Source organism: Nibribacter koreensis, assembly GCF_039541795.1.
In the GTDB taxonomy this organism is placed as follows: Bacteria; Bacteroidota; Bacteroidia; order Cytophagales; family Hymenobacteraceae; genus Nibribacter; species Nibribacter koreensis.
The window spans coordinates 1,765,222-1,785,872 of record NZ_BAABGX010000002.1 but is presented as its reverse complement, the minus strand read 5'-3'; the positions used below and the strand labels follow the sequence as shown (position 1 = coordinate 1,785,872).

Sequence of the window (20,651 nt, the reverse complement as noted above, 5' to 3'; positions counted from 1 at the left end):
ACAGACTAAAAACGCTACCTTTAACCAAGAGACGCAGAGGCTAACCTTGAGGCTGGCGCCTGCGTTTACATTGTTCCAACCATCCTAAAAAACTGAGACTATGGCAAATAGCGCTACTTACACCGGCATCACCCCAGAGTTATACAACAACCTGCGCAGCAAATTAGGTGCGGCCGGCATTGAACTAGAAGGTACCAGCGGCAGAGTATCTAAACAAGGCGTGACAGCAGACTACGCCTACCAAGAGGGCGACCAGACCCTGCAAATCAACAACGTAGCGGTGAGCTTCCCGGCCAGCATGATGTTCAGCCCAGACAAAATCATTGAGAAAATCAACGAAGCCGTGCGTTCTGCCGGCGGCCAAGTGGCATAATCTAATTTTTGCTTGACCTAAGGCGCAGCGATTGCGTATAAACATCCCGGCCCGTGTCCTTTACCAGGACCACAGGCCGGGATTCCTTTTTTAAAGCTAATTCAGAAACTACCACTATGGAACAATCAACTAACACCTCTACCTCTCTGGTGCAACCCAAAGACTTGGCCCGCACCGTTGAGTCTATCTTAAATGTATACCAGGGGAAACATGACGTTTTGCCCGAACTGCTGTCAGACGCCGGGAAACTGCTCTTGAGAACCAGACAGAAAATGACCCCGGTACAGATGATTCTTGCCGTAGCCGCCGTGGCCATTGGCGCCATAGTCTTGGTGAACTACGGTGGTCACCAGTTTGCAGACGCCGAAGAAGTGAACGACTAACGGTTTATTTACTTATATCAAAGAAAGGCCCCGCACTCACCTGCGGGGCCTTTCCGTTTTGGCCTGTTTTCTAGAAAACAGGCCAAAACGACCAATTCGCTTAAAATTCAAGGCGAAGAAAGGCACTCTCTGCGCCTCTTTTGGGTTTAGTATGGAAGTAAAACGCTATGCAAAAGCCCCGCAGAAAGAATAAGAAATACAGCCTTCCTTCGGCTCCTCCGCTAACGGCCCAGGAGCGCGTAAGCAAGAACATGCGGGCCAACAAAAGCAAGAACACCCTACCCGAGGTTACCTTGCGCAGAGCCCTCTGGCAGCACGGTCTGCGCGGCTATAGGCTGCATTGGAAACACGCCCCGGGCAAGCCAGACATCTGCTACCCCGGTCGCCGTCTGGCCATTTACGTGCACGGCTGTTTCTGGCACCGCTGCCCGCACTGCCAGCCCACCCTGCCTAAATCCAACACCGCTTTCTGGCAGGAAAAATTTGACAAGAACCAGGCTAGGGACCAGAAGTACCGCGCCCAGCTAAAAGCCGCCAACTGGCAGGTACTGGTTATCTGGGAATGCCAACTGCAGCAAGATGTAGCTGGTTGCCTGTTTGCCATCAAGGCCTTGCATGCGGGTGCGCCAGACAGTTACTCCTGGGCGGCGTAAGACAGGAAATTATTCTATAATACTTTCTTAGTTCGCAGAGTCATGCCTTCTGGTATGCCTACCTTTTTCCATGCAGGATTACAGGAAGACGAAGCGGTGGCTTTTAAGACAACCTCCTCTTCTTCGGGCATGCCAATCCTGATTTCTGTAGAGCAATCCTTGCGCGTAACTACATACTCACTGGCACCATACGCATCTCCTGTCTGGTCATCATTGTCTACTTCAGAGGCCAAAAAAAACGAAGCCCTTAGATGCGCCTGCCCACTGTCTGCCAACACTAGCTGATCACCTTTATGTACTTGCCATTGGTAGTCAATGGAAGATAAATTCACTCGCTTGACCGTCAAGGTTTGGGTAAACAGCTTTGACTGGCCCGTATAGACATATTCTTTGTTCAACTTTAAGTCTTCTGGAAAATCAACGGGCTGCCCATCAACAATAACTTGCTTGCCAATCACTTGAATGGGAGAAGGGTATGCAAATTCCTTCATGTCTTTTACAAAGGCTTTGAGTAAAGAGATTCATCTTTGATTGTGTGGAGCTCAACTTTCGGTTTCGCTACAGAGTCTGCCACAACCTCTGTTCTGGAACTGTCAGGCTTAACGGCGGGGGCCGCTACAATTTCAGTAACTACCGTTTCTGTGGGCTTTTCCTGGTTAGTACAACTAGCCAAAAAAAGAAGAAAAAAGGCGTATGACTTTCTCAAGACGAAGTGTTTAGGTGAGAACCTAAATCTACATTATCTTATCTATTATATATTTAAAGAGACCAACCTTTGTTCTGGCGCTCATTCCCATTTTTGCGGCAAGCCCAACTTCCTGGCCGCATACCCAGCGGCGGATGCATGTAGCAGAGGCAATACGGCACTCACCTCGTCCTCATACTCTACATGCAGGTCTTCATGCAGTTTGGCCAGTTTCTGCAAAACCTCCTCAGCACGTTTAGCCAAAAACTGACCCAAGGCTTCATTAGCACCGCTCAACGTATGCAGATGTTCCTGTTGATGAGTCAAGGTCTTTTGCAGCAACTGGAGCAACAACCGTATCTCTCCCTCAACATCATTCGTGATTTTAACATGGTGCGCCAGCAAGGGGCAGACTTGCCTGAGACAAATCAAGAGCTCAGAAGCATTGTAGTAAAAGCCCTGCGTATGGGTTTGGAGCTGCGCCTGGATAAGTTGGCGTCGGGTCTCCAACGCATCTTCTCCCTCCAGCAGCTCAAAGGCCAGTTGCTCCTGCAGAATGGGGTTGGCGGTGAGCAGTTGCAGGAGTAGTTTGTCTTTTCTGGAAGCGGGCAGTTCTACCACGGCTTTCTTAAGGGTTTTCTCTAATGCGGGCATAGATAGTTATTACGGGTGTACAACACCAGAAAGCCTTAAATTATTCCCTGAGACAGGTTTCTTCTCTTATTTCTGACCTAGTTTTCAAGAGTAGCTGCATCCAGGCAAGATTAATTCAACCCTAAGACGGCCAACCTGCGTAAACACCGCAAATATGGGCTATGTGCCTTTGAGAAACCGTGCCCTTTTATTTCCGTTTTCGGCCTCTTTTCCAGAAAATAAGCCAAAAACGACCCATACCAAAAGGACGCTGAACCAACCAGAATATGAGAATACACTTACCCCGCTGGGTAATCCGCTTATCGTTATGTACCGGCATTGTGTTGCCTACCAGCAGTTATGCGCAGATGCCTGCCCTGCCTTCTGCCCAAGTAACCCACACCGTACTACTAGCCGGACGCTGGTCTCCTAACCAGTCCACCGCCGCACCTCTGCCCTTGTTACAAACCCAACTGAAACAAGCCGGCAAGAAAAGCACCTTGGTGTTTATGGGCAACCCGTTTCAGCCAGCCAGCTTACCAGGAGTTTCTTCGCCAGACAGGCGCGCTTTAGAAGACAAACTGCGCACCCAGCTACAATACCTGCAAGGCTATGAAGGCAAGATCATTGTCATGCCCGGCGAGCACAACGCCAAAGGCAAGGTAGTGCAGGAGGTACGCAACCAGGAGCGTTACCTGTCTCAGGTCTTAGGCAATGAGAAGCTGATCCTGCCAGAGAACGCCTGCCCCGGTCCTACAGAGGTTTCCCTCACAGATGACGCTCATTTGCTCATTCTGGACACCCAGTGGCTCATGCCCAACCGCCGCATGGATGACAAAGAAGAAATGCGCGGCTGTGAAATTGTAGGCGGTACCGCTACCATGGCCGCCGTAGATGACGCCCTGCGCAGCAATGAGGAGAAAAACCTATTGGTGGTCATGAGCATCTCACCCGAGATGAAAGGCCTGGAGTACAAGCTCATGCACCGGCAGCTGGCCCAGATGTATGCGCCGCACGCCGGTTTGGTGCACGTAGAGGGCAACTCCAATGCCTTGCAACACCGCACCAAAGACAGCCTGCACTATGTAAGCACAGGCTTAGGCGCTTCTAAACTGCACCCCATCAAAGACACCAGCCCTGCGCATTCTACCAATGCGCCCGGCTTTGCCAAAATTGTGTACTTCGCCAACGGCGAGACGTGGCTGGAAATCTGGACTGCGGCTGATGTCACTAGTGCGCAAGGCCAGGTAGCGTATAGAGCCAAACTCTCTCAGAAACCCACCACCAAGCAGCTAGAAGAGAAAATAAAGAACATGAACCTGAGCTTTGTGGGCAAGACCGCTACTTTAAAGGCCAGCGAAGTCTACCAGGCCAGCAAGTTCAGGCATTGGCTGTTGGGCAAGAACTACCGCCCAGAATGGAATGAACCGGTGGCGTTGCCGGTGTTTGACATAGGCACCCAGAACGGCGGCTTAAAAGTAGTGCAGCGCGGTGGCGGCTTCCAGACGGTGTCTTTGCGTCTAGCAGACAGCACCGGCCGCGAGTACGTCCTGCGCTCTGTAGAAAAATACCCAGACGCGGCCCTGCCGGCAGTGTTCAGAAAGACCATTGCCGCCGATGTGGTGAAGGACCAGATCTCGGCCTCGCACCCGTACGGCGCCTTGGTAGTAACACCCCTGGCTTCTGCGGCCGGCGTGTATCATACCAACCCTCAGTACTTTGCCATTCCCAATGACCCGCGGTTTGGCAAGTACTTGAAAGGCTTCGCCAACACCATTGGCTTGTTTGAGGAGCGCCCAGATGAGGACATGTCGCACCTGGCCAGCATGGGCAACGCCAAAAACGTGGTGGGCAGTGAAAAGGTGCTGGAGAACATACGCGAAGACCAGAACGACCAGATTGATCAGATGAGTTTGTTGCGCTCACGGCTGTTTGACTTCTTCATAGCTGACTGGGACCGCCACGATGACCAATGGCGCTGGGCCGAGTTCAAGAAAGACGGCAAAGGCAAAGTTTACAAGGCCATCCCCAGGGACCGTGACCAGGCGTTCTTCGTGAACCAGGGCGTGATTCCTAACATAGCCAGCCGCAAATGGATTCTGCCCAAGGTGCAGGGTTTTGACGAGAGTCTGAGAGACATTGAGGGCTTCAACTTCAACAACCGCTACTTTGACAGAAGCTTCTTGACCGGTCTGGAGCGCAAAGACTGGATTGCCATGGCAGATAGCTTGACGGCTTCGCTCACAGATGAGGCCATTGACAACGCCGTGCGCCAACTGCCCGCCAGCATCTACAACATCTCTGGTCAGCAACTAGCCAGCACCTTGAAAGACCGCCGGGCTCACATCAGGAAAGACGCCGAGGACTACTATGAGTTCCTGGCCAAAGAAGTAGACGTGGTAGGCACAGACCAGGCCGAATTCTTTGAGGTACAGCGCCAGCAAGACGGCACTACGCTAGTGTCTGTATTCAAAAAAGACTCGGCCTCTACCCAATACAATCCTAAGGACAGAATCTACCAGCGCCGGTTCCTGGCCAATGAAACAGATGAGGTGCGCTTGTACGGCCTGGGCGGCAATGATCATTTTGTGGTGAGAGGCCGCGCCGAAGAAGCCGTAAAAGTTAGAATCATTGGCGGCGAGGGAAACGATCGGGCCGTTGACAGCTCTAACGTAGAAGGCCTGCGCCGACTCACCTACATTTATGACACGCCAGACGGCATTTCTATTGACGCCGGCTCTGAGGCGCGTAACTTTACCAACCGCAGACCCACCGCCGAGTATGACCGCAAAGCCTTTAAATACGATTACCTGGGCCCGTTGGCATCCTTGCAGTTTAACCGAGATGACGGTTTCTTGCTGGGGGCAGGCGTTCTATTAGAGAAACAAGGCTTTCAGAAATACCCGTTTGCCATGCGCCATAGGTTGGTGGGGAGCTATGCTTTTGCCACGCAGTCTTTCCTGGCAGACTACGCCGGGCATTTTACGCGCGTGCGCCTGGGCCTGGACGTAAAGCTGAACGTCAACTTCAAGTCGCCGGGTTTCTCAGACAACTTCTTCGGGTTTAGCAATGAGAGTGAGTACAACCCAGACATTGACATTGAATACTACCGCTACCGCTCTTCACAATTGTATGTAAACGCCTTGATGGGCAAGAGAATTGGCGAGCATGCCAGCTTCTTTGCCGGTCCGGCGTTCCAGACGGTGAACGTGGAACGCTCCCCAGAACGGTTCCTGTCTACGGTGTCTACCACAGACAAACTGTACGCCGGTTACAATGAGCCTAAGTCTTACGCCGGTGCCCGCATAGAATACGTGCTGGACTCCAGAGACGTGGCGGCCTTGCCGGCCAAAGGGATGCACTGGATCATTGGCGCTGATCTCATGAAAGGCACCAAGACAACGTCTCAGGACTTCGGTCGCATCAACTCAGAGCTGTCACTATACCAGACCATCCGGATTCCGTTTAAATTGACCTTGGCCACGCGCTTTGGCGGCGGGCATACCTTTGGGGATGATTTTGAGTTCTTCCAGGGCCAGCACTTGGATGGCTTGAACACCTTGCGCGGCTACAGAAGAAGCAGGTTCACGGGTCAGACGGCATTCTATAACAACACAGAGGCCAGACTGAGACTATTTAGCTTTACCACGTACCTGTTCCCGGCTACGGTGGGCGTGTTTGGGTTTCATGACATGGGCCGTGTGTGGGTAGACGGCGAAAAATCCAAAGAATGGCACACGGGCTACGGCGGCGGCGTTTGGTTTGCCCCGGTCAACCAGGTGGTCATCTCCTTGGGCTACACCGTCTCTCAAGAAGACAAGCTTCCTTTAATAAAGGCAGGCTTCTTCTTCTAAGAAGCACCACCATAAAAAAACGAAAGGGGCTGACCAATGTGGTCAGCCCCTTTCGTTTTTGGGCTATTTCCTGGAAAACAGGCTAAAAACGCCTAGTTCAAGAACACAGAGAACAGTTCAAAGCGGTTAGAGGAGAAGCTCCAGTGCGACGGGCTTGGGTGAATCTCGTCGCCAGACTCATCAATAATGGTCACGGCCATTCCCTCTTCTTGGTTCAAAGGCTCTGTAAAGTGCTTAACGGTGTAAATGTGCCCTTCCTCAATCCATTCCTCTGGATCAAAGGCAGGCGGTGTAGCATCTATGCATTTAGCATAAACGGCCATATAGCTGGGTGGATAGATCAAATTTACCATGACGTATAAACGGTGAACAGGTGTAAAAAATTCCGGCAGGTCACTCGCCCCCTACCCTTTCTCTTGCAAAATCCTCGCCAAGTTTTGGGGCTGCCTTTTGGTTATAACAAGTCCATAATACGAACTGTTTTCCAACTTCCAAAACGAAGCCGGGTAAATTATCTTATTCCGGGGCACCCACTTTTTTTTGCGCACGTACATTTAAATCTGGTTTAGCCAGTTATGACTCCATTACTCACCTTATCCATAAAACTATGGCAGAAGAAGAAAACAAGGATCAAAACCTGAATCTGGACGACAAACTGCCCAGAGGCAACTCCTCACAGGAGGACATGAAGCAGAACAAAAACCAGGAGCCGGGCGCCGGGGCCAATGGCAACGCCAGCGCGCAGCAGGGCGGCCAGCAACCGGGCAACAGCCAAGGCGGCCAGGGCGGAAAGTCTACGGACAAGGACGCCAACTCGCGGCATGACACAGAAGATGAGCAAAGTGTATTTGGTCGGCTAGACAGCTGAGTACTCACCTAATCCAGAAATCTATGCAAGATCAGATTCAGCAAATACTACAGCAGAAACAGCAGTCTACGTTTACCGTGGCCCCGGGCATCATGGGCATGGAGATTGTCTTTGTGAACCTATACTTTGTGGAGAACCCAGACGGCTCCTGGGTGTTGGTAGACGCCGGCTTGTATGCCTCTGCAGACCGCATCAGAAAAGCCGCCGAGGAGAAGTTTGGCAAGTCTAACCCGCCCAAGGCCATTCTGCTCACGCACGGCCACTTTGACCACGTGGGCGCCTTGCAGACCTTGGCAGACTACTGGAACGTGCCGGTATTTACGCACCCCTTGGAGTTACCTTACTTGACCGGCAAGTCCAGCTATCCACCGCCAGACTCCAGCGTGGGCGGCGGCGGCATGGCCTATATGTCATTCATGTATCCTAAGAAACCCATTACATTCCATGGCAGACTAGAGACGCTTCCGCCAGACGGTTCTGTACCATTCATGCCAGAATGGAAATGGCTGGAGACTCCGGGCCATACGCCTGGGCACGTGTCTTTCTTTAGAGAGCATGACCGTGTGCTGTTGGTAGGCGATGCCTTTGTCACGCGCAAACCAGAGTCTGCTTTGGCGGTGCTCACTCAGAAGAAAGAAGTATGCGGTCCGCCGGCCTATTTCACGCCAGACTGGAACGCCGCCAAGGCGTCTGTGCAGAAACTGGCAGGCATACGGCCATTAATAGCGGCCAGCGGGCATGGACTGCCCATGCAAGGCCAAGAACTGGAACAGCAACTAAGTGAACTGGCTAGGTTGTTTGACCAATTGGCCGTTCCTAGCAAAGGCCGCTACGTGAACCATCCGGCCATTACAGATGAAAGTGGCGTGGTAGAATTGCCGCCTACTGTCAAGAATACGGTGCCTAAAGTGTTGGCTACCGCGGGATTGGTGGCATTGGCAGGCATGGCGGCGTACTCCGTGGCCAAAAGAAGCCAGCACAATGGCAGGTCACGCCAGCGCAAGCGGTGGCCGGCCCAGCCCCATTTCCAGCATCAGCCTGGCACCAACGCCACGGTAGGCAACCTGTACCATCCGTCTGGGGACTTCCTGGACATGCCAGACGCCACCAACAATTATCCGTGATAAATATCAATTACCTTATAAAAGAAGAAGGCGAGCCAAATGGCTCGCCTTCTTCTTTTCGTTTTTGGGCTGTTTTTCCCAAATCAGAGCAAAACTAGTACAAGCCCAGTGCTTTTCTTTTAAGAGCGGTAAACTCGTCATGGTTGATGGTGCCCTCATCTAGCATACGCTTAAGACGCTCAATGGTGGCAATGTCTCCTTCAATGGCGCTGTTGCCCGTCATGCCTGTACCCGTAGTAGAACCCATGCCAGACGTAGAGCCTACATTAGTGTTCATGTTACGGCTCATGTCTGCATTTACAGCTGAGCTTCTTTGGTCTATGTAGTCATCCTGGTGGCGGCGCGTCTGGTAGAAACGGCTGTCATCAAAAGACTCTTGCTCATAGAACTGGTCATCTGGGGGCGTGGTATGTGAGGACGTAGTCATGAAAGACGTGGTAGGACTGGTAACGGCGTGCAAGACGCGGTATTCATAGTCCGGGGTCACTTCGCCGCCGCGGTAGAACGGGTAGCGGGACAAGCCTGCCAGTTCCAAACCCGTCACGCGCACTTCATCCGCAGACTCGTCTAAGTGGGCCGCACCAATGGGCACAAGAATGTGGCGGTCATCCGTGTCTGGCAGCAATAGGTTAGGGTCAACGTCTACGTCCAGGTAGCGCACTTTCATGAGCGTCTGGTCCACGATGAGGTCATCTACCTTGCCAATGCGGCGTCCGTCAGAGCCTACCACCTCCCAGCCGCGCACGTCCAGGTTATTGTCAGATACTTTAAAATTGCTCAGTTTATGCAAAGGGCGCAGTCGCACTCCCTTTGTATAGTCATTATTGTTTGCCATGTTTCTTCTAGGTTAAGGTGTCAAGAAACTTAAACGCTCCCCAAATAATGAGGAGTGGCAGGCATTACATAAGACGTAGGGGCACCATTATACTCGGCGGTGTTGTTGTCTTCATTCAGGTATCTGTATAGGGCGTAGCCTACAATAGCCAGCACCAATAGTACAATAATCCACAACCAGCCAGAGCGCTTTTTGCGTTCAACATTAATTTCAGCCATAGTTTTATCAGTTTAGGTTAGTTGGCCAAGAAGGCCGTACCTCTGAGTACGCAGGCGGGTGTGAGAGGTTTATGCTCTGCTTTTTATAGAGCGCTGTTCCTCATCAGTTTTGATTTACGGCGAGACAAAAAACCTTCATTTTTGGCCTGTTTTACAGAAAACAGGCCAAAAATGAAGGTTCATGAATAAATAGGCAGAATCCTATATTTTATGCCTGGCCCGGCACCTCCGGGAACTCAACAAACTCGCCGGCGGGCGTGAAGAGCATGCTAATGGGGGCCTCAGGGTCTTTGAGGATGTCTGCTTGCGTCACGCCCCAGCGCGCCCATGACAAAGCCAGCATCTTGGCATAGGCGCTGTTCTCCCAAGGGTTAAAAATCACGTCTGTCACATCATCAATCAGCGAGTCCATCACTAGGACTTCATCCTGTGGTTTGGCCTGCCGCGGAAGGTAGTCTGGAATGACGTTGAGCAGGTAGGCACCATAAAACACGCGGGCACTGAACTCGGCGGCCTGGATGGGTTGCAGCTTTCTGGGCTCTACTTCAGCCCAGACGCGGCGCATGGCCCGCTTGAGCAGTTCATTGTCCAAGAGGCAGCATACAATCATGGCGTTGTCCAGGCGCAGACTAATCATCATGGTGGTGAGGTCATCCCTAAACTCAAAGCGGCTGGGCTCTGCAGCGGCGTCAACGTCTACCACAAAGATGGAGCCGGGCAGAAAATCTGCGAAGGTCATGGGCACCCGCAGCGACTGCAACACCTTAAAGAACGACTGAAACTTCATGAGCATCTTGGGCTGCTCGCTCACGGCGTACTCTGGCTTGATGAGCGGGTCCTGCTCTTTGATGAGTTCATTGATGAGCGTGCCGTAGAACATCTTGCCCAGCCACTGGAACAATAGCTTAGGCTCCAGGGCGCGCAGACCGGCCACGCCTTGCTGGGCGGCTGCCTGCACCTGCTCCTCTAGGGGCTGTATGTATTGTGTCTGGCAGCGGCGGCAGCAAGGCACCTGCAGGTCTTTAAACTGCACCACGCTCTGGTCCAGCATCTGCAAGGGACGCTCCGTGATGTCATACTCCTGCATCAGCCACTCCGGGAACACCTGTGTCACCTGGTCCTGCGTGATGGTGTTGCCGCACAAAAAGCAGGTACGGTACCCAAACTGCATTTTTTCAAAAGGATCAAAGAGGGCCAGGTGCTGTTGCATACAAGACAAGTTTAAAAGGTGCAGGGTGCAAAGATACAAACCAAACCCGCGCAAATACACCAAGCCTTGGTTACTTACGTTGTACTTACTGACAAAGGCATTTCGGCATGGTCATTGCGCTAGCCTAAAAAAACACAAGATAAAACTATGAAAAAGCTTCTTCCCCTTTTAAGCATCGCCTTGCTTTCTGTACTCTCCCTGCAAAGCCAGGCCCAAAACGTACTCCCCCCTTTGGTGACCGTCAACGGCACCGGCGAGGTAAAAGTAAAACCAGACCAGATCACTTTTAACGTGGGCGTGGAAGTGCGCGAGAAAACCCTGGAGGAGGCCCGCAAAGTAGCCGACCAACGCACTGCCGCCCTCATTGCCTACCTTAAAAAGAGCGGCATTGATGAAAAGCAGATCCAGACGGCCTACCTCTCTTTGCAACCCATGTACACCGGCGAGTACGGACAGAGCACCCCGCAGTTCTACATGGCTACCCGCACCTTGTCTGTGACCCTCAAAAAGCTGGACAAGTTTGACGAAGTCATGGCCGGTACGTACAAAGCAGGCGCCAACCGCGTGGACGGCATCTACTACACCAGCAGCCAACTGTTGAAACACCAGGAGGAAGCCCGTAGCAAGGCCGTGCAGCAAGCCAAGCAAAAAGCCACGCAACTGGCCGGCGACCTGGGCGCCAAAGTAGGCCGCGTCTACAACATCAATGAAGGCGGCGGACAAGGCCCCATGCCCATCTATGCGAAGATGGGCAACCAGCGCATGATGGCCGAGTCCATGGCTGGTGACGCCAGCGGAACCACGTTGGCCGCCGGTGAAATCATCATCAACGCCTCTGTAGAAGTGAGTTTCTTACTAGAGTAGCCTCCTCTTTCATTATAACTTAAGCGCCGGTTTTGCCTCTTCTTTTAGGCAAGGCCGGCGTTTTTAGCTTATTTTCTGGAAAATAGGTAAAAAACGACAACGTTGTCCTTGGGTTCAACGTCAAGCAAATGCCAAATCTTTGGTACATTTGAGCGTTATGAATCAACCTGCATTTGTCTTAGAGGGCAGACCAGTCTATTTGGTGGAAACGGAAGAGGCGTTGGCTGAGGCGGCATCTTATCTAAGCCAGCAAGCAGAACTGGCCCTGGACCTTGAGTTTGACCAACACCATTACACCTACGGCTTCACGCTCTGCCTCATTCAGATCTCTGACGGGCAGGCCTGTTTCTTGATAGACCCCTTCGGGATTGAGAACCTGCAACCGCTCTGGCAGGTGCTGGAAGACCCGGCCATCATCAAGATCTTCCACCACGCCAACAATGACCTCATGCTATTGAGCATGCTGGGCTGTCAGGTGCGCAACCTCATTGACACCGCCGTGGCGGCCAAGATACTCAACTACGCCAAAGCCGCACTGGGCACCCTGCTGGAAGAAGAACTGGGCCTTAACCTGGACAAGTCACAGCAGATGAGCAACTGGACCCTGCGCCCTTTGACCAAGCGCCAGTTGGAGTATGCTACCCTGGACGTGTTGCACCTGCATCCGCTCAAAGACAAGATGCTAGGCAAGGTGTCTGAGCTGGGGCGCATGCACTGGCTAGCCGAAGAAGACAAGCTTCTGGAATCCATTGTCTTCTCAATGCCGGAAGATCCGCACCTTAAGATCAAGTTTCCGCAGCGCCTAACGTATTTGCAGCAGTTCATTCTTAAGCCCATCTATGATTTCAGGGATGAGCTGGCCCAGAAATGGAACCTGCCCGCCGGCCAGGTCATCAACACGGCAGCGCTCATGGCCTTGCTCAGCAACCCAGAAGGCAACTTGAACGAGTGGCTCCACCATACGCGCGGCATTCATGGGCGCCTGCAGCAAGACCGCTATGAGGCGCAGTTGCAACGCATCCTCAACGGCGCCTTGCAAGAGGCCCGTAAACGCCAGATCTCTAACCGGTTGCCGTCTAACCCATATCCGCCCAGGTTCAAAACGCCGGAGACCGAGGCCCGCCGCGACCAGCTCTGTCTGGTGCAGAAGGCCCTCATAGACACCTATGGCGCCTATGCCACGCCCTTGCTGCTGGACCAGAGCACCATCACGCACTACAGCCAGACGGGTGACTTGATCATCCAGAAAAACTACGCCCGCGAGATTGTCTTGCAAACCGCCGCAGACATGGGCGTTGTGCTGTAAATGGAAAAGTAACCATGAGGACGTTCTTCAATACACTGTTAGCCATTCTATTTGTGTTGATGATCCTGAACATCATGTTCTGGGTGCTTGCGTATGCCTCTGGCCATCAGGTTCCAGCCTCTACTAACATTCAAACCGGAATCACGCTTCTGGCTTTAGCCGTTAGCACCATCTTGGTCTTCTTTTTGAGAAGGCGATATGGATACCGTAAATATTAAGGAACAATGCCTAAGAAGTCTCAGGAGTTTGGAGTCTATCCATGGTTTCCGGGGTATGGTTACGCCGCCATTCATCCGGCCAACCGCCGCGAGTTTGAAATACTAGAGCCCCACAACAAAGTGTTTGAGAAAGTGAGCGAGCTCAACGGCTGGTACCTGCTGCGCTACGCAGATGAGGAGTTTAAAGTACGGCCAGACTTTTACGCCCCCATTGCGCCGCTGCCGTTCACGTTTGGTGAGTTTGTGCGCTCCGCCCAACAACCCAGGGGCACCATGGCCCAAATCACAGACATTATCTGGAACGTCTCAGAAGACGCCGCCTACTATGGCCTGCGCGTAGGTAAGCAGCCCCTGGACGGCCTCTACAAACAAAGCCAGTTGATGCCCGCTTAAGGCCTCTCTTTCTACCACGTTGTGCTATGGTGGGGTGGATGCCATGCCCCCTTCTCCCGGGCTTTTAAACAAAAAGACAGCTAGGGATTTTGTCGTTTTTGGCCTGTTTTCTGGAAAACGTCCCAAAAACGACTTCAAATAAATTCCTTGGTTTTCAAAGCGATAGCGCTTTTGTGATCTTTATTTAGTTAATTCACGTATACATTTTCCAAAATCAATAAACAGAAACTATGAAAAAAGTAACCAGAGTAGCGGCAGCGGCTTTATTAGCGCTATCGTTTGGATTTGCTTCTTGTGAGTCTAAAACCGCTGAAAAAGCAGAAGAAACCGTAGAAACCGCCGGTGATGAAATGGGCGATGCAGCCAATGAAGCTGGTAATGACATAGACAACACCCTTGAAAGCAAAGACACCATCACCGTACAAGACACTACTGTGAATGACGGCGTAGCTGACAAGAAAGACCAATAGTTCTCTTTAGAGAATCCATCCATAAAAAAGCCCCGGAGAAACTTCTTCGGGGCTTTTTTATGGGCGGTCATTTTTGTTATTGCCTAGAACCCCAAGCAGTAACGCATGCATGGATTGAGGTAGCCGTCTTTAGGAGCGTCATCAACATGAAAACTCTATTTGGGGAGCTGCTCTGCCTATTGGTGCTAAGGCCAAAGAGGGCCACCTGCTGGTTATCACCTTTACTTAACAGGTCCCTCATAAAGCAGCCACCAAGACCACTGCGCGTTTTCTGGGTGTTTTCACTAAAGTAAGCCAAAAACGCAGTCTCTTCAGTAGCTGGTCTAGCCTGCCGCTGTTATGCTCTCTTTCTAATACTCCTACTGGCAAGGACTTTTATAGTTGCTAGATTATCTTGTTTAAAGCCTAATAATGAAGCACTTACAATTCTTCTAAAAGATTGTTAAATTATATTTTATGAAAGAATAGTTCCAAATTAAATGTTTAAACATACCTTTGTGGCGTCCCCTTAGTGTTAGCATACTCTAGTTGTACCTATCCAGTGACTGTTACCTTCCATTCTCCTTCTGCCACCATTTACCAGGACTTTGACCAAAAGATATTGCATTTGCAATGGACAGGGGTAGTGGCGAGTGCCGTTTTCAGGGAGACATTAGAACATACTCTGGAGCTGATCAACTCCTCGCAGACCTGGTTCTGTATTTATGACATCAAGGCTTTGCGCCCTATGCCCTTGCAGGATTATGACTGGGTGGCGTATGAGTTTCTGCCGCAGGTGCTTCAGTCACCCATCAAGAAGGTGGCCGTGTTAGAGTCTGTCCAGAACATGGAACAACTGAGCCTGCAGCACATGGTGTACGCGTCTTATGCATCACTTAGCTTCAAACTGAAGTACGTAGATGACATTGCAGACGCCTTGAAGTGGTTTGCCAAAAAGAAACACGGCCCCAAAGAGGCTAAGGCCGAAGCCATGGCGGCCGCTTATTCTGCTACTCTTCTCTAACCTTTAGTTTACCGCCTCGCGCCCCATGGCGTAGTCCTGCAGGTACTGGTATTTTTCTGTCAACACGCCGTCTTTGGCAATGGTAGCTCTTGCCAGCACTCCCTTTGGGTCACCATTCATCAAGGCAGGCATGACATGGGCCAGCAACTGCCGGCCAAAATCAACTGATGCGTTTCTGGGCAGTTCACAGGGCAGGTTGTCTACCGCCATTACGGTAATGTTCTTGGTAGAGGTATAGGCGGGCTCTTCTTCCTTACTCCAGGGATTGTAGTCAAAGGCGGGTTCTGGAATGGTAGTCACCCGCTTGGTGCAAGGCACGGCGCCATTCACGTCACAACTAATGTCGGCAATGGTATTGATCTTGAAGTCTGGCTCACGCATGTCTTCCTCCGTGAAGAGGACGGGCGCGGCGGGGTTCCAGTAGGCACACACCATAAGCAGATCCGTTACCTTCGCAAATTTAGAGAAGGTAGACTGGTACAGGTGCGGGTTTTGGTAAAAGTCCTGTGAGTCCCAGGCGTCTGCCCCTGGCTTGGCGTGGTAGTCTGAGGAGCGCAGCTGCACAAACACGGGCTCGGCAAACTCTTCATGCAGGTACTCTTTTACGGTCACTTCGCGCAAGCCCATGCGTTGCAATACCTCAATGGCTCCCTGGGCTACCCTTCCGCCGCCGGTCACGGCAATCTTGATGTTGGGTAGAAACTTCACCTTAAAGAACTCCTCTTCCATGTCCATCATGTCAATGCACTGGTGCGCGGGCTTCAGGTCAAACAGGTTCCATTTCTTGCCATAGGTAAGCAGGCCGTTGTAGGCGCCCACAATGCCGGCCCAGCGCCCAAAGGCCACTTCGCGCTCACCCTTGTCATTGGTGATGAGCTCATAGTCAATGAGCGTAATGCCTTTTTCTAAAACCGCATGCAGTAGTTTCTGGTTATGAGGTTGTTTCTTGATGGTATGCGAAAAAAAGAAGTAGGTCTTATTGGGGATGAGCTGGTCTACGGGCACTTCTTTGACGCCAAACAGCACGTCACAGTTGCTTAGGTCTTCGCGCAGCGGGATGCCCAGGTCTGTGTACTCCTGGTCTTTGAAGCACCGGAACGGACTAGGCTGAACGACTAGTTGCGCATCTGGAAACTCCGCCAGCACGGCCAGGCACTTTTTGGGAGACAGGGGAACGCGTTTGTCATAAGGTATTTTGCCTTCTCTTAAAATGCCAAGCTTTACTCTATCCATATGCTTTAAAAGGAAATTACTCCCGGGTTTGAGGTGCAAATCAAAAAAGAACGTCACAAACAGGCCAAAGACGCCGCGCTGCCTCTGCAATTTAAGAGGTCTGGCTGTAATTACTGAATTTTAAACTTTACTTTTGTGTAATGAATTGAGCCTGACGGCTGTTTTTCAGATTATAAGATTCCATTTCTACTCTTAATATACCTCACATGATATTTAAGACCAAACCGGCAGACATTTTCAAAGAACGCCACAACGGCCCTGTTAAAGACCAGATACAGGAAATGCTGCAAGCCATTGGCGCAGATTCTTTGGACCAGCTCATTGATGAGACCGTACCCGCGGCCATCAGATTAAAACAACCTTTAAACCTGCCTTCTGCCTTAACGGAGCGTGACTTCTTGCGCAAGTTCTCCAAGATTGCCAAGCAGAACAAGCTCTACAAGTCCTACATTGGCCTGGGCTACAATGACACCATCCTGCCACCGGTCATCCAACGTAACATTCTGGAGAACCCAGGCTGGTATACCGCTTATACCCCGTATCAGGCTGAGATTGCCCAAGGTCGTTTAGAAGCCTTGATCAATTACCAGACGCTGGTAATTGAACTGACCGGCGTAGAGATAGCCAACGCGTCTTTGCTGGATGAGGCCACCGCCGCCGCTGAGGCTATGAATATGCTTTATGCGTTGCGCAAAGGCTCCAGAAAGAACGCCACTCGTTTCTTCGTTTCTGAGCAGGTATTGCCGCAGACCTTAGACGTGTTGATTACGCGTGCTACCCCATTAAACATTGAACTGATTGTAGGCGATCACCAAGACGTGAACCTGGAGGATGATACCATCTTCGGGGCGCTGGTGCAGTACCCAGCCGCCAACGGTGAGGTGTTTGACTACACAGACTTCATTGCGGCTGCACATGCGCAAGACATGTTAGTAGCTGTGGCTGCTGACTTGATGAGCTTGACCTTGTTGAAAGCCCCAGGTGAAATGGGTGCCGATGTGGTGGTAGGTTCTTCGCAGCGTTTTGGCGTACCTATGGGCTACGGCGGACCGCACGCTGGCTTCTTCGCTACCAAAGAAGAGTACAAGCGCTCCATCCCGGGCCGCATCATTGGGGTTTCTGTAGACGCGCACGGCAACAAAGCCTACCGCATGGCCTTGCAAACCCGTGAGCAGCACATTAGAAGAGAGAAAGCTACGTCTAACATCTGTACCGCGCAGGTTCTATTAGCTGTTATGGCCGGTATGTACGCTGTGTACCATGGACCGCGCCGCTTAAAATACATTGGTCTCAACATCCATAGCCTGGCGCAGATCTTAGAGAAAGGTTTGGAGCGTTTAGGCTTTGAGCAGTTGAACCAGAACTACTTTGACACCTTACAGATTAGAGTAGAGAGCGCTGAATTACAGTCTGCCATCAAACAAGAGTCTGAGGCCGCTGAGATCAACTTCCGCTACTTCGCAGATTCTCACAACGTGGGTATCTCTTTAAATCAGAACACAGACTTAGAAGACGTGAGAGCGATTTTGGCTGTTTTCTCAAAAGTAGCCGGAAAACCAACCGCTGAACTGGAGATGACTGAGTTGCCTGAGCAAGTGGATATCCAATGGCCAGAGTCATTGATCAGAACGTCTTCTTACCTACAGCATGAGGTGTTCAACAAGTACCACTCAGAAAGCGAAATCCTGCGCTACATGAAGTACTTAGAGAACAAAGACTTCTCTTTGACGCACGGTATGATTCCGTTGGGCTCTTGCACCATGAAGTTGAATGCCACCGCCGAAATGATTCCGGTGACCTGGCCAGAGATTGGTTCGTTGCACCCGTTCGCGCCAGCAGACCAAGCCAAAGGCTACGCCCAGATCTTCAAAGACCTGGAAGCATGGTTATGTGAGGTGACTGGTTTTGCCGCCGTTTCCTTGCAGCCTAACTCAGGTGCCCAAGGCGAATACGCCGGTCTGATGGTGATTAGAGCATATCATGAGGCTAGAGGTGATCATCACCGTAACATCTCTTTGATTCCATCATCAGCGCACGGCACTAACCCTGCTTCTGCGGTAATGGCCGGCATGAAAGTGGTGATTGTGAAATGCGATGAGCGCGGCAACATTGACGTAGCCGACCTGAAAGCGAAAGCCGAGCAGCACAAAGACGATCTATCTTGCTTAATGGTGACCTATCCTTCTACCCACGGTGTGTATGAGGAGAGCATCCTGGAAATCTGCGAAACCATCCATAATTACGGTGGCCGTGTCTACATGGACGGGGCCAACATGAACGCCCAGGTAGGCTTGACCTCGCCGGGTAACATTGGCGCAGATGTGTGCCACCTGAACCTGCACAAGACCTTCTGTATTCCTCACGGTGGTGGTGGACCAGGCGTAGGCCCAATTGGTGTAGTCGCTGACTTGGCTCCTTACCTGCCAGGCCATGCTGTGGTGGACCTGGGTAGACCAGAGGCCATCAATGCGGTGTCTGCCGCGCCATGGGGTAGCGCCAGCATCTTGCCAATCTCTTATGCCTACATCGCCATGATGGGCGGCGAAGGCTTAACAGAGGCCACCAAGATTGCCATATTGAATGCCAACTACATCAAAGCCCGTCTAGAGCCGCACTACCCTGTGTTGTACGTTGGGACCAATGGCCGTTGCGCCCACGAAATGATCTTAGACTGCCGTGCCTTCAAGAAAGTAGGCGTGGAGGTAGAGGACATTGCCAAGCGTTTGATGGACTACGGTTTTCATGCGCCTACGGTATCCTTCCCAGTGGCCGGCACCTTGATGGTAGAGCCAACCGAAAGTGAAAGCAAAGCAGAGCTGGATCGTTTCTGCGAAGCCATGATTTCCATTAGAGCAGAGATTGCAGAGGTAGAAGAAGGCAAAGCCGACCAGAAGGTGAACGTGTTGAAAAACGCGCCTCACCCTGCCCACATCGCCCTGGCAGAGAACTGGACCATGCCTTACTCTAGAGAGAAGGCGGTGTACCCAGTGCCTTATACCAGAGTTGCTAAGTTCTGGCCAACCGTTAGCCGAGTAGACAGCGCCTACGGTGACCGCAACTTGATCTGTAGCTGCGCCCCGGTAGAAGCCTACAATGAGCAGGACCAGCCCATGACGGCAGTATAACCACTAGTTACTTAATTTATTGAAAGCGCCCGTTGCCTCACCGCAGCGGGCGCTTTCGTTTTTGGCCTATTTCCTGAAAATCAAGCCAAAAACGAAATCCCTCCCCCTGTTCTCTTTCTAACGCATCTGATGACGGCGTACCCCTCCTGCTACTCCTGTAGGCAACCACAAGTAGAGAGGCACTGTTTTTGCTGATTTTCTTAGTAAGTCATTGGTTATCAAGAGGCTAACATATTGCCAAAAACGTATACCTAAGTAATTGACACCTTTTGCTTAATAGAGACAGAGACTTTATTTATTCTGAACTACAAATCTAACAGAAGATGAACGCATCAAACAGCATCCTAAAGACGGTGGTGAGGTTGGCGATGAGCTTGTTGGTTTTAGGCTTTACGGGCTGTGCTCCTTCCATCCATGTTTCCTCAGATTATGAGAAGACCACCAATTTTGCCCAGTACCGCACCTGGCGCTGGTACCAAGACCAACCTGTGGCCAAGAGTGACTCTACCCGCAGGTACAGTACTTTTCTGGACAAGCGCATTAAGAACGCCGTAGAGGCAGAAATGACCCGCCGGGGCTTCCAGTTGGTAGCTGGAAGTCAGCAGCCAGACATGCTGCTGGCCTATGACGTGACCATTGAGAATGTACAACGCGTACGACCAGATTTTGTGAGCATTCCTACCATTGGCTACGGATACTGGTACGGTTACCGCTATGCCTACACCTACAACAGGCTCTACAACACTACCACGGTGCAAGAGTATCAGGCCGGCACCATCATCCTGGATATTGTGGACACTGAGAGCAATGAGCTGGTATGGCGCGGCACCGGGCAAACCACAGGCGGCGAGAAATCCTTAACGGATGAAAAAGTAAAAGCCATCGTCACCCAGATTCTAGCCAAGTACCCGCCCGGCAGATCATCTAACGATGGTGCCACTGCAAATCGTTAATATTTAACATGACATAAATAAAGCCTCAGCATGAACGCTGAGGCTTTATTTATGAATTCCGTTTTTGACTTATTTTCTGGAAAACAGGCCAAAAACGCACCAGCCCTGTCCCTTCTCCCTCGAGGGAGAAGGTTAGGATGAGGGGGTTAGCGATGAGGATTATAAAAAATCACTGGCGCGAGTCTCCGGACTCGTGACTAAGGATGCCGGGTAGTCTTAAGACTACCCTCGCGGACACCGCGAAATAAGT

At 51.4% G+C, this 20,651-nt stretch carries 21 protein-coding genes; 14 read left to right on the top strand and 7 right to left on the bottom strand.

What is annotated here, in order from left to right; translation table 11 throughout:
- The first annotated feature begins 100 nt into the window (after positions 1-100).
- From ABD880_RS15000 to ABD880_RS14990, 3 genes are all read left to right on the top strand, one after another.
- Positions 101-373, top strand: coding sequence for a hypothetical protein (locus ABD880_RS15000; RefSeq protein ID WP_066506393.1), 273 nt, complete (start codon positions 101-103; stop codon positions 371-373).
- A gap of 116 nt (positions 374-489) precedes the next feature.
- Positions 490-756, top strand: coding sequence for a hypothetical protein (locus ABD880_RS14995; protein WP_345167784.1), 267 nt, complete (start codon positions 490-492; stop codon positions 754-756).
- A gap of 167 nt (positions 757-923) precedes the next feature.
- On the top strand, positions 924-1,409 hold the full coding sequence (locus ABD880_RS14990; protein WP_345167782.1) for a very short patch repair endonuclease: 486 nt from the start codon (positions 924-926) through the stop codon (positions 1,407-1,409).
- 14 nt (positions 1,410-1,423) lie between these two features.
- Here ABD880_RS14990 and ABD880_RS14985 read toward each other — a convergent pair whose 3' ends face one another.
- Together ABD880_RS14985 and ABD880_RS14980 are read right to left on the bottom strand one after the other, a co-directional pair.
- The gene (locus tag ABD880_RS14985; RefSeq protein ID WP_345167780.1) at positions 1,424-1,900 is read right to left on the bottom strand and encodes a hypothetical protein; all 477 of its coding nucleotides are present in this window, start codon (positions 1,898-1,900) and stop codon (positions 1,424-1,426) included.
- A gap of 296 nt (positions 1,901-2,196) precedes the next feature.
- Positions 2,197-2,748, bottom strand: a complete 552-nt coding sequence (locus tag ABD880_RS14980) for a hypothetical protein (protein ID WP_345167778.1) — start codon at positions 2,746-2,748, stop codon at positions 2,197-2,199.
- A gap of 266 nt (positions 2,749-3,014) precedes the next feature.
- Between ABD880_RS14980 and ABD880_RS14975 the strand changes: the two genes are divergently transcribed.
- Positions 3,015-6,581, top strand: coding sequence for a BamA/TamA family outer membrane protein (locus tag ABD880_RS14975; RefSeq protein ID WP_345167776.1), 3,567 nt, complete (start codon positions 3,015-3,017; stop codon positions 6,579-6,581).
- Positions 6,582-6,673: 92 nt separating this feature from the next.
- Here ABD880_RS14975 and ABD880_RS14970 read toward each other — a convergent pair whose 3' ends face one another.
- Positions 6,674-6,934 (bottom strand): hypothetical protein, encoded by a 261-nt coding sequence (locus ABD880_RS14970; RefSeq protein ID WP_066506404.1) that lies wholly within the window; start codon positions 6,932-6,934, stop codon positions 6,674-6,676.
- Positions 6,935-7,188: 254 nt separating this feature from the next.
- Here ABD880_RS14970 and ABD880_RS14965 point away from each other — a divergent pair, with 254 nt between their 5' ends.
- Complete coding sequence (locus tag ABD880_RS14965; RefSeq protein ID WP_345167770.1) at positions 7,189-7,449, top strand: hypothetical protein; 261 nt, start codon at positions 7,189-7,191, stop codon at positions 7,447-7,449.
- Positions 7,450-7,472: 23 nt separating this feature from the next.
- Entirely contained in the window at positions 7,473-8,573 is a 1,101-nt protein-coding gene (locus tag ABD880_RS14960) for an MBL fold metallo-hydrolase (protein WP_345167768.1), read from the top strand.
- A 94-nt stretch (positions 8,574-8,667) separates the two neighbouring features.
- Here ABD880_RS14960 and ABD880_RS14955 read toward each other — a convergent pair whose 3' ends face one another.
- The 3 genes from ABD880_RS14955 to ABD880_RS14945 all read right to left on the bottom strand — a co-directional run bounded on the left by ABD880_RS14955 (position 8,668) and on the right by ABD880_RS14945 (position 10,836).
- Positions 8,668-9,408, bottom strand: a complete 741-nt coding sequence (locus ABD880_RS14955) for a PRC-barrel domain-containing protein (RefSeq protein ID WP_345167766.1) — start codon at positions 9,406-9,408, stop codon at positions 8,668-8,670.
- A gap of 29 nt (positions 9,409-9,437) precedes the next feature.
- Entirely contained in the window at positions 9,438-9,626 is a 189-nt protein-coding gene (locus tag ABD880_RS14950) for a hypothetical protein (protein ID WP_345167763.1), read from the bottom strand.
- 208 nt (positions 9,627-9,834) lie between these two features.
- Positions 9,835-10,836 (bottom strand): hypothetical protein, encoded by a 1,002-nt coding sequence (locus ABD880_RS14945; protein WP_345167761.1) that lies wholly within the window; start codon positions 10,834-10,836, stop codon positions 9,835-9,837.
- A 147-nt stretch (positions 10,837-10,983) separates the two neighbouring features.
- Between ABD880_RS14945 and ABD880_RS14940 the strand changes: the two genes are divergently transcribed.
- From ABD880_RS14940 to ABD880_RS14915, 6 genes are all read left to right on the top strand, one after another.
- Complete coding sequence (locus ABD880_RS14940; RefSeq protein ID WP_345167759.1) at positions 10,984-11,700, top strand: SIMPL domain-containing protein; 717 nt, start codon at positions 10,984-10,986, stop codon at positions 11,698-11,700.
- Between the two features lie 157 nt (positions 11,701-11,857).
- A complete protein-coding gene (locus ABD880_RS14935) occupies positions 11,858-13,006 on the top strand; it encodes a ribonuclease D (protein WP_345167756.1) in 1,149 nt (382 codons plus the stop codon).
- Between the two features lie 14 nt (positions 13,007-13,020).
- Entirely contained in the window at positions 13,021-13,224 is a 204-nt protein-coding gene (locus ABD880_RS14930; RefSeq protein ID WP_345167753.1) for a hypothetical protein, read from the top strand.
- A 6-nt stretch (positions 13,225-13,230) separates the two neighbouring features.
- Positions 13,231-13,617 (top strand): DUF6960 family protein, encoded by a 387-nt coding sequence (locus ABD880_RS14925; protein WP_345167750.1) that lies wholly within the window; start codon positions 13,231-13,233, stop codon positions 13,615-13,617.
- A 230-nt stretch (positions 13,618-13,847) separates the two neighbouring features.
- A complete protein-coding gene (locus tag ABD880_RS14920; RefSeq protein WP_345167748.1) occupies positions 13,848-14,087 on the top strand; it encodes a hypothetical protein in 240 nt (79 codons plus the stop codon).
- A 511-nt stretch (positions 14,088-14,598) separates the two neighbouring features.
- Positions 14,599-15,090 (top strand): hypothetical protein, encoded by a 492-nt coding sequence (locus tag ABD880_RS14915; protein WP_345167745.1) that lies wholly within the window; start codon positions 14,599-14,601, stop codon positions 15,088-15,090.
- 3 nt (positions 15,091-15,093) lie between these two features.
- Here ABD880_RS14915 and ABD880_RS14910 read toward each other — a convergent pair whose 3' ends face one another.
- Positions 15,094-16,323 (bottom strand): NAD(P)-dependent oxidoreductase, encoded by a 1,230-nt coding sequence (locus ABD880_RS14910; RefSeq protein ID WP_345167742.1) that lies wholly within the window; start codon positions 16,321-16,323, stop codon positions 15,094-15,096.
- Between the two features lie 206 nt (positions 16,324-16,529).
- Here ABD880_RS14910 and gcvP point away from each other — a divergent pair, with 206 nt between their 5' ends.
- On the top strand, positions 16,530-19,448 hold the full coding sequence (gene gcvP / locus ABD880_RS14905; protein WP_345167741.1) for an aminomethyl-transferring glycine dehydrogenase: 2,919 nt from the start codon (positions 16,530-16,532) through the stop codon (positions 19,446-19,448).
- A 323-nt stretch (positions 19,449-19,771) separates the two neighbouring features.
- The gene (locus tag ABD880_RS14900) at positions 19,772-20,401 is read left to right on the top strand and encodes a DUF4136 domain-containing protein (RefSeq protein WP_345167738.1); all 630 of its coding nucleotides are present in this window, start codon (positions 19,772-19,774) and stop codon (positions 20,399-20,401) included.
- Positions 20,402-20,651: the final 250 nt, after the last annotated feature.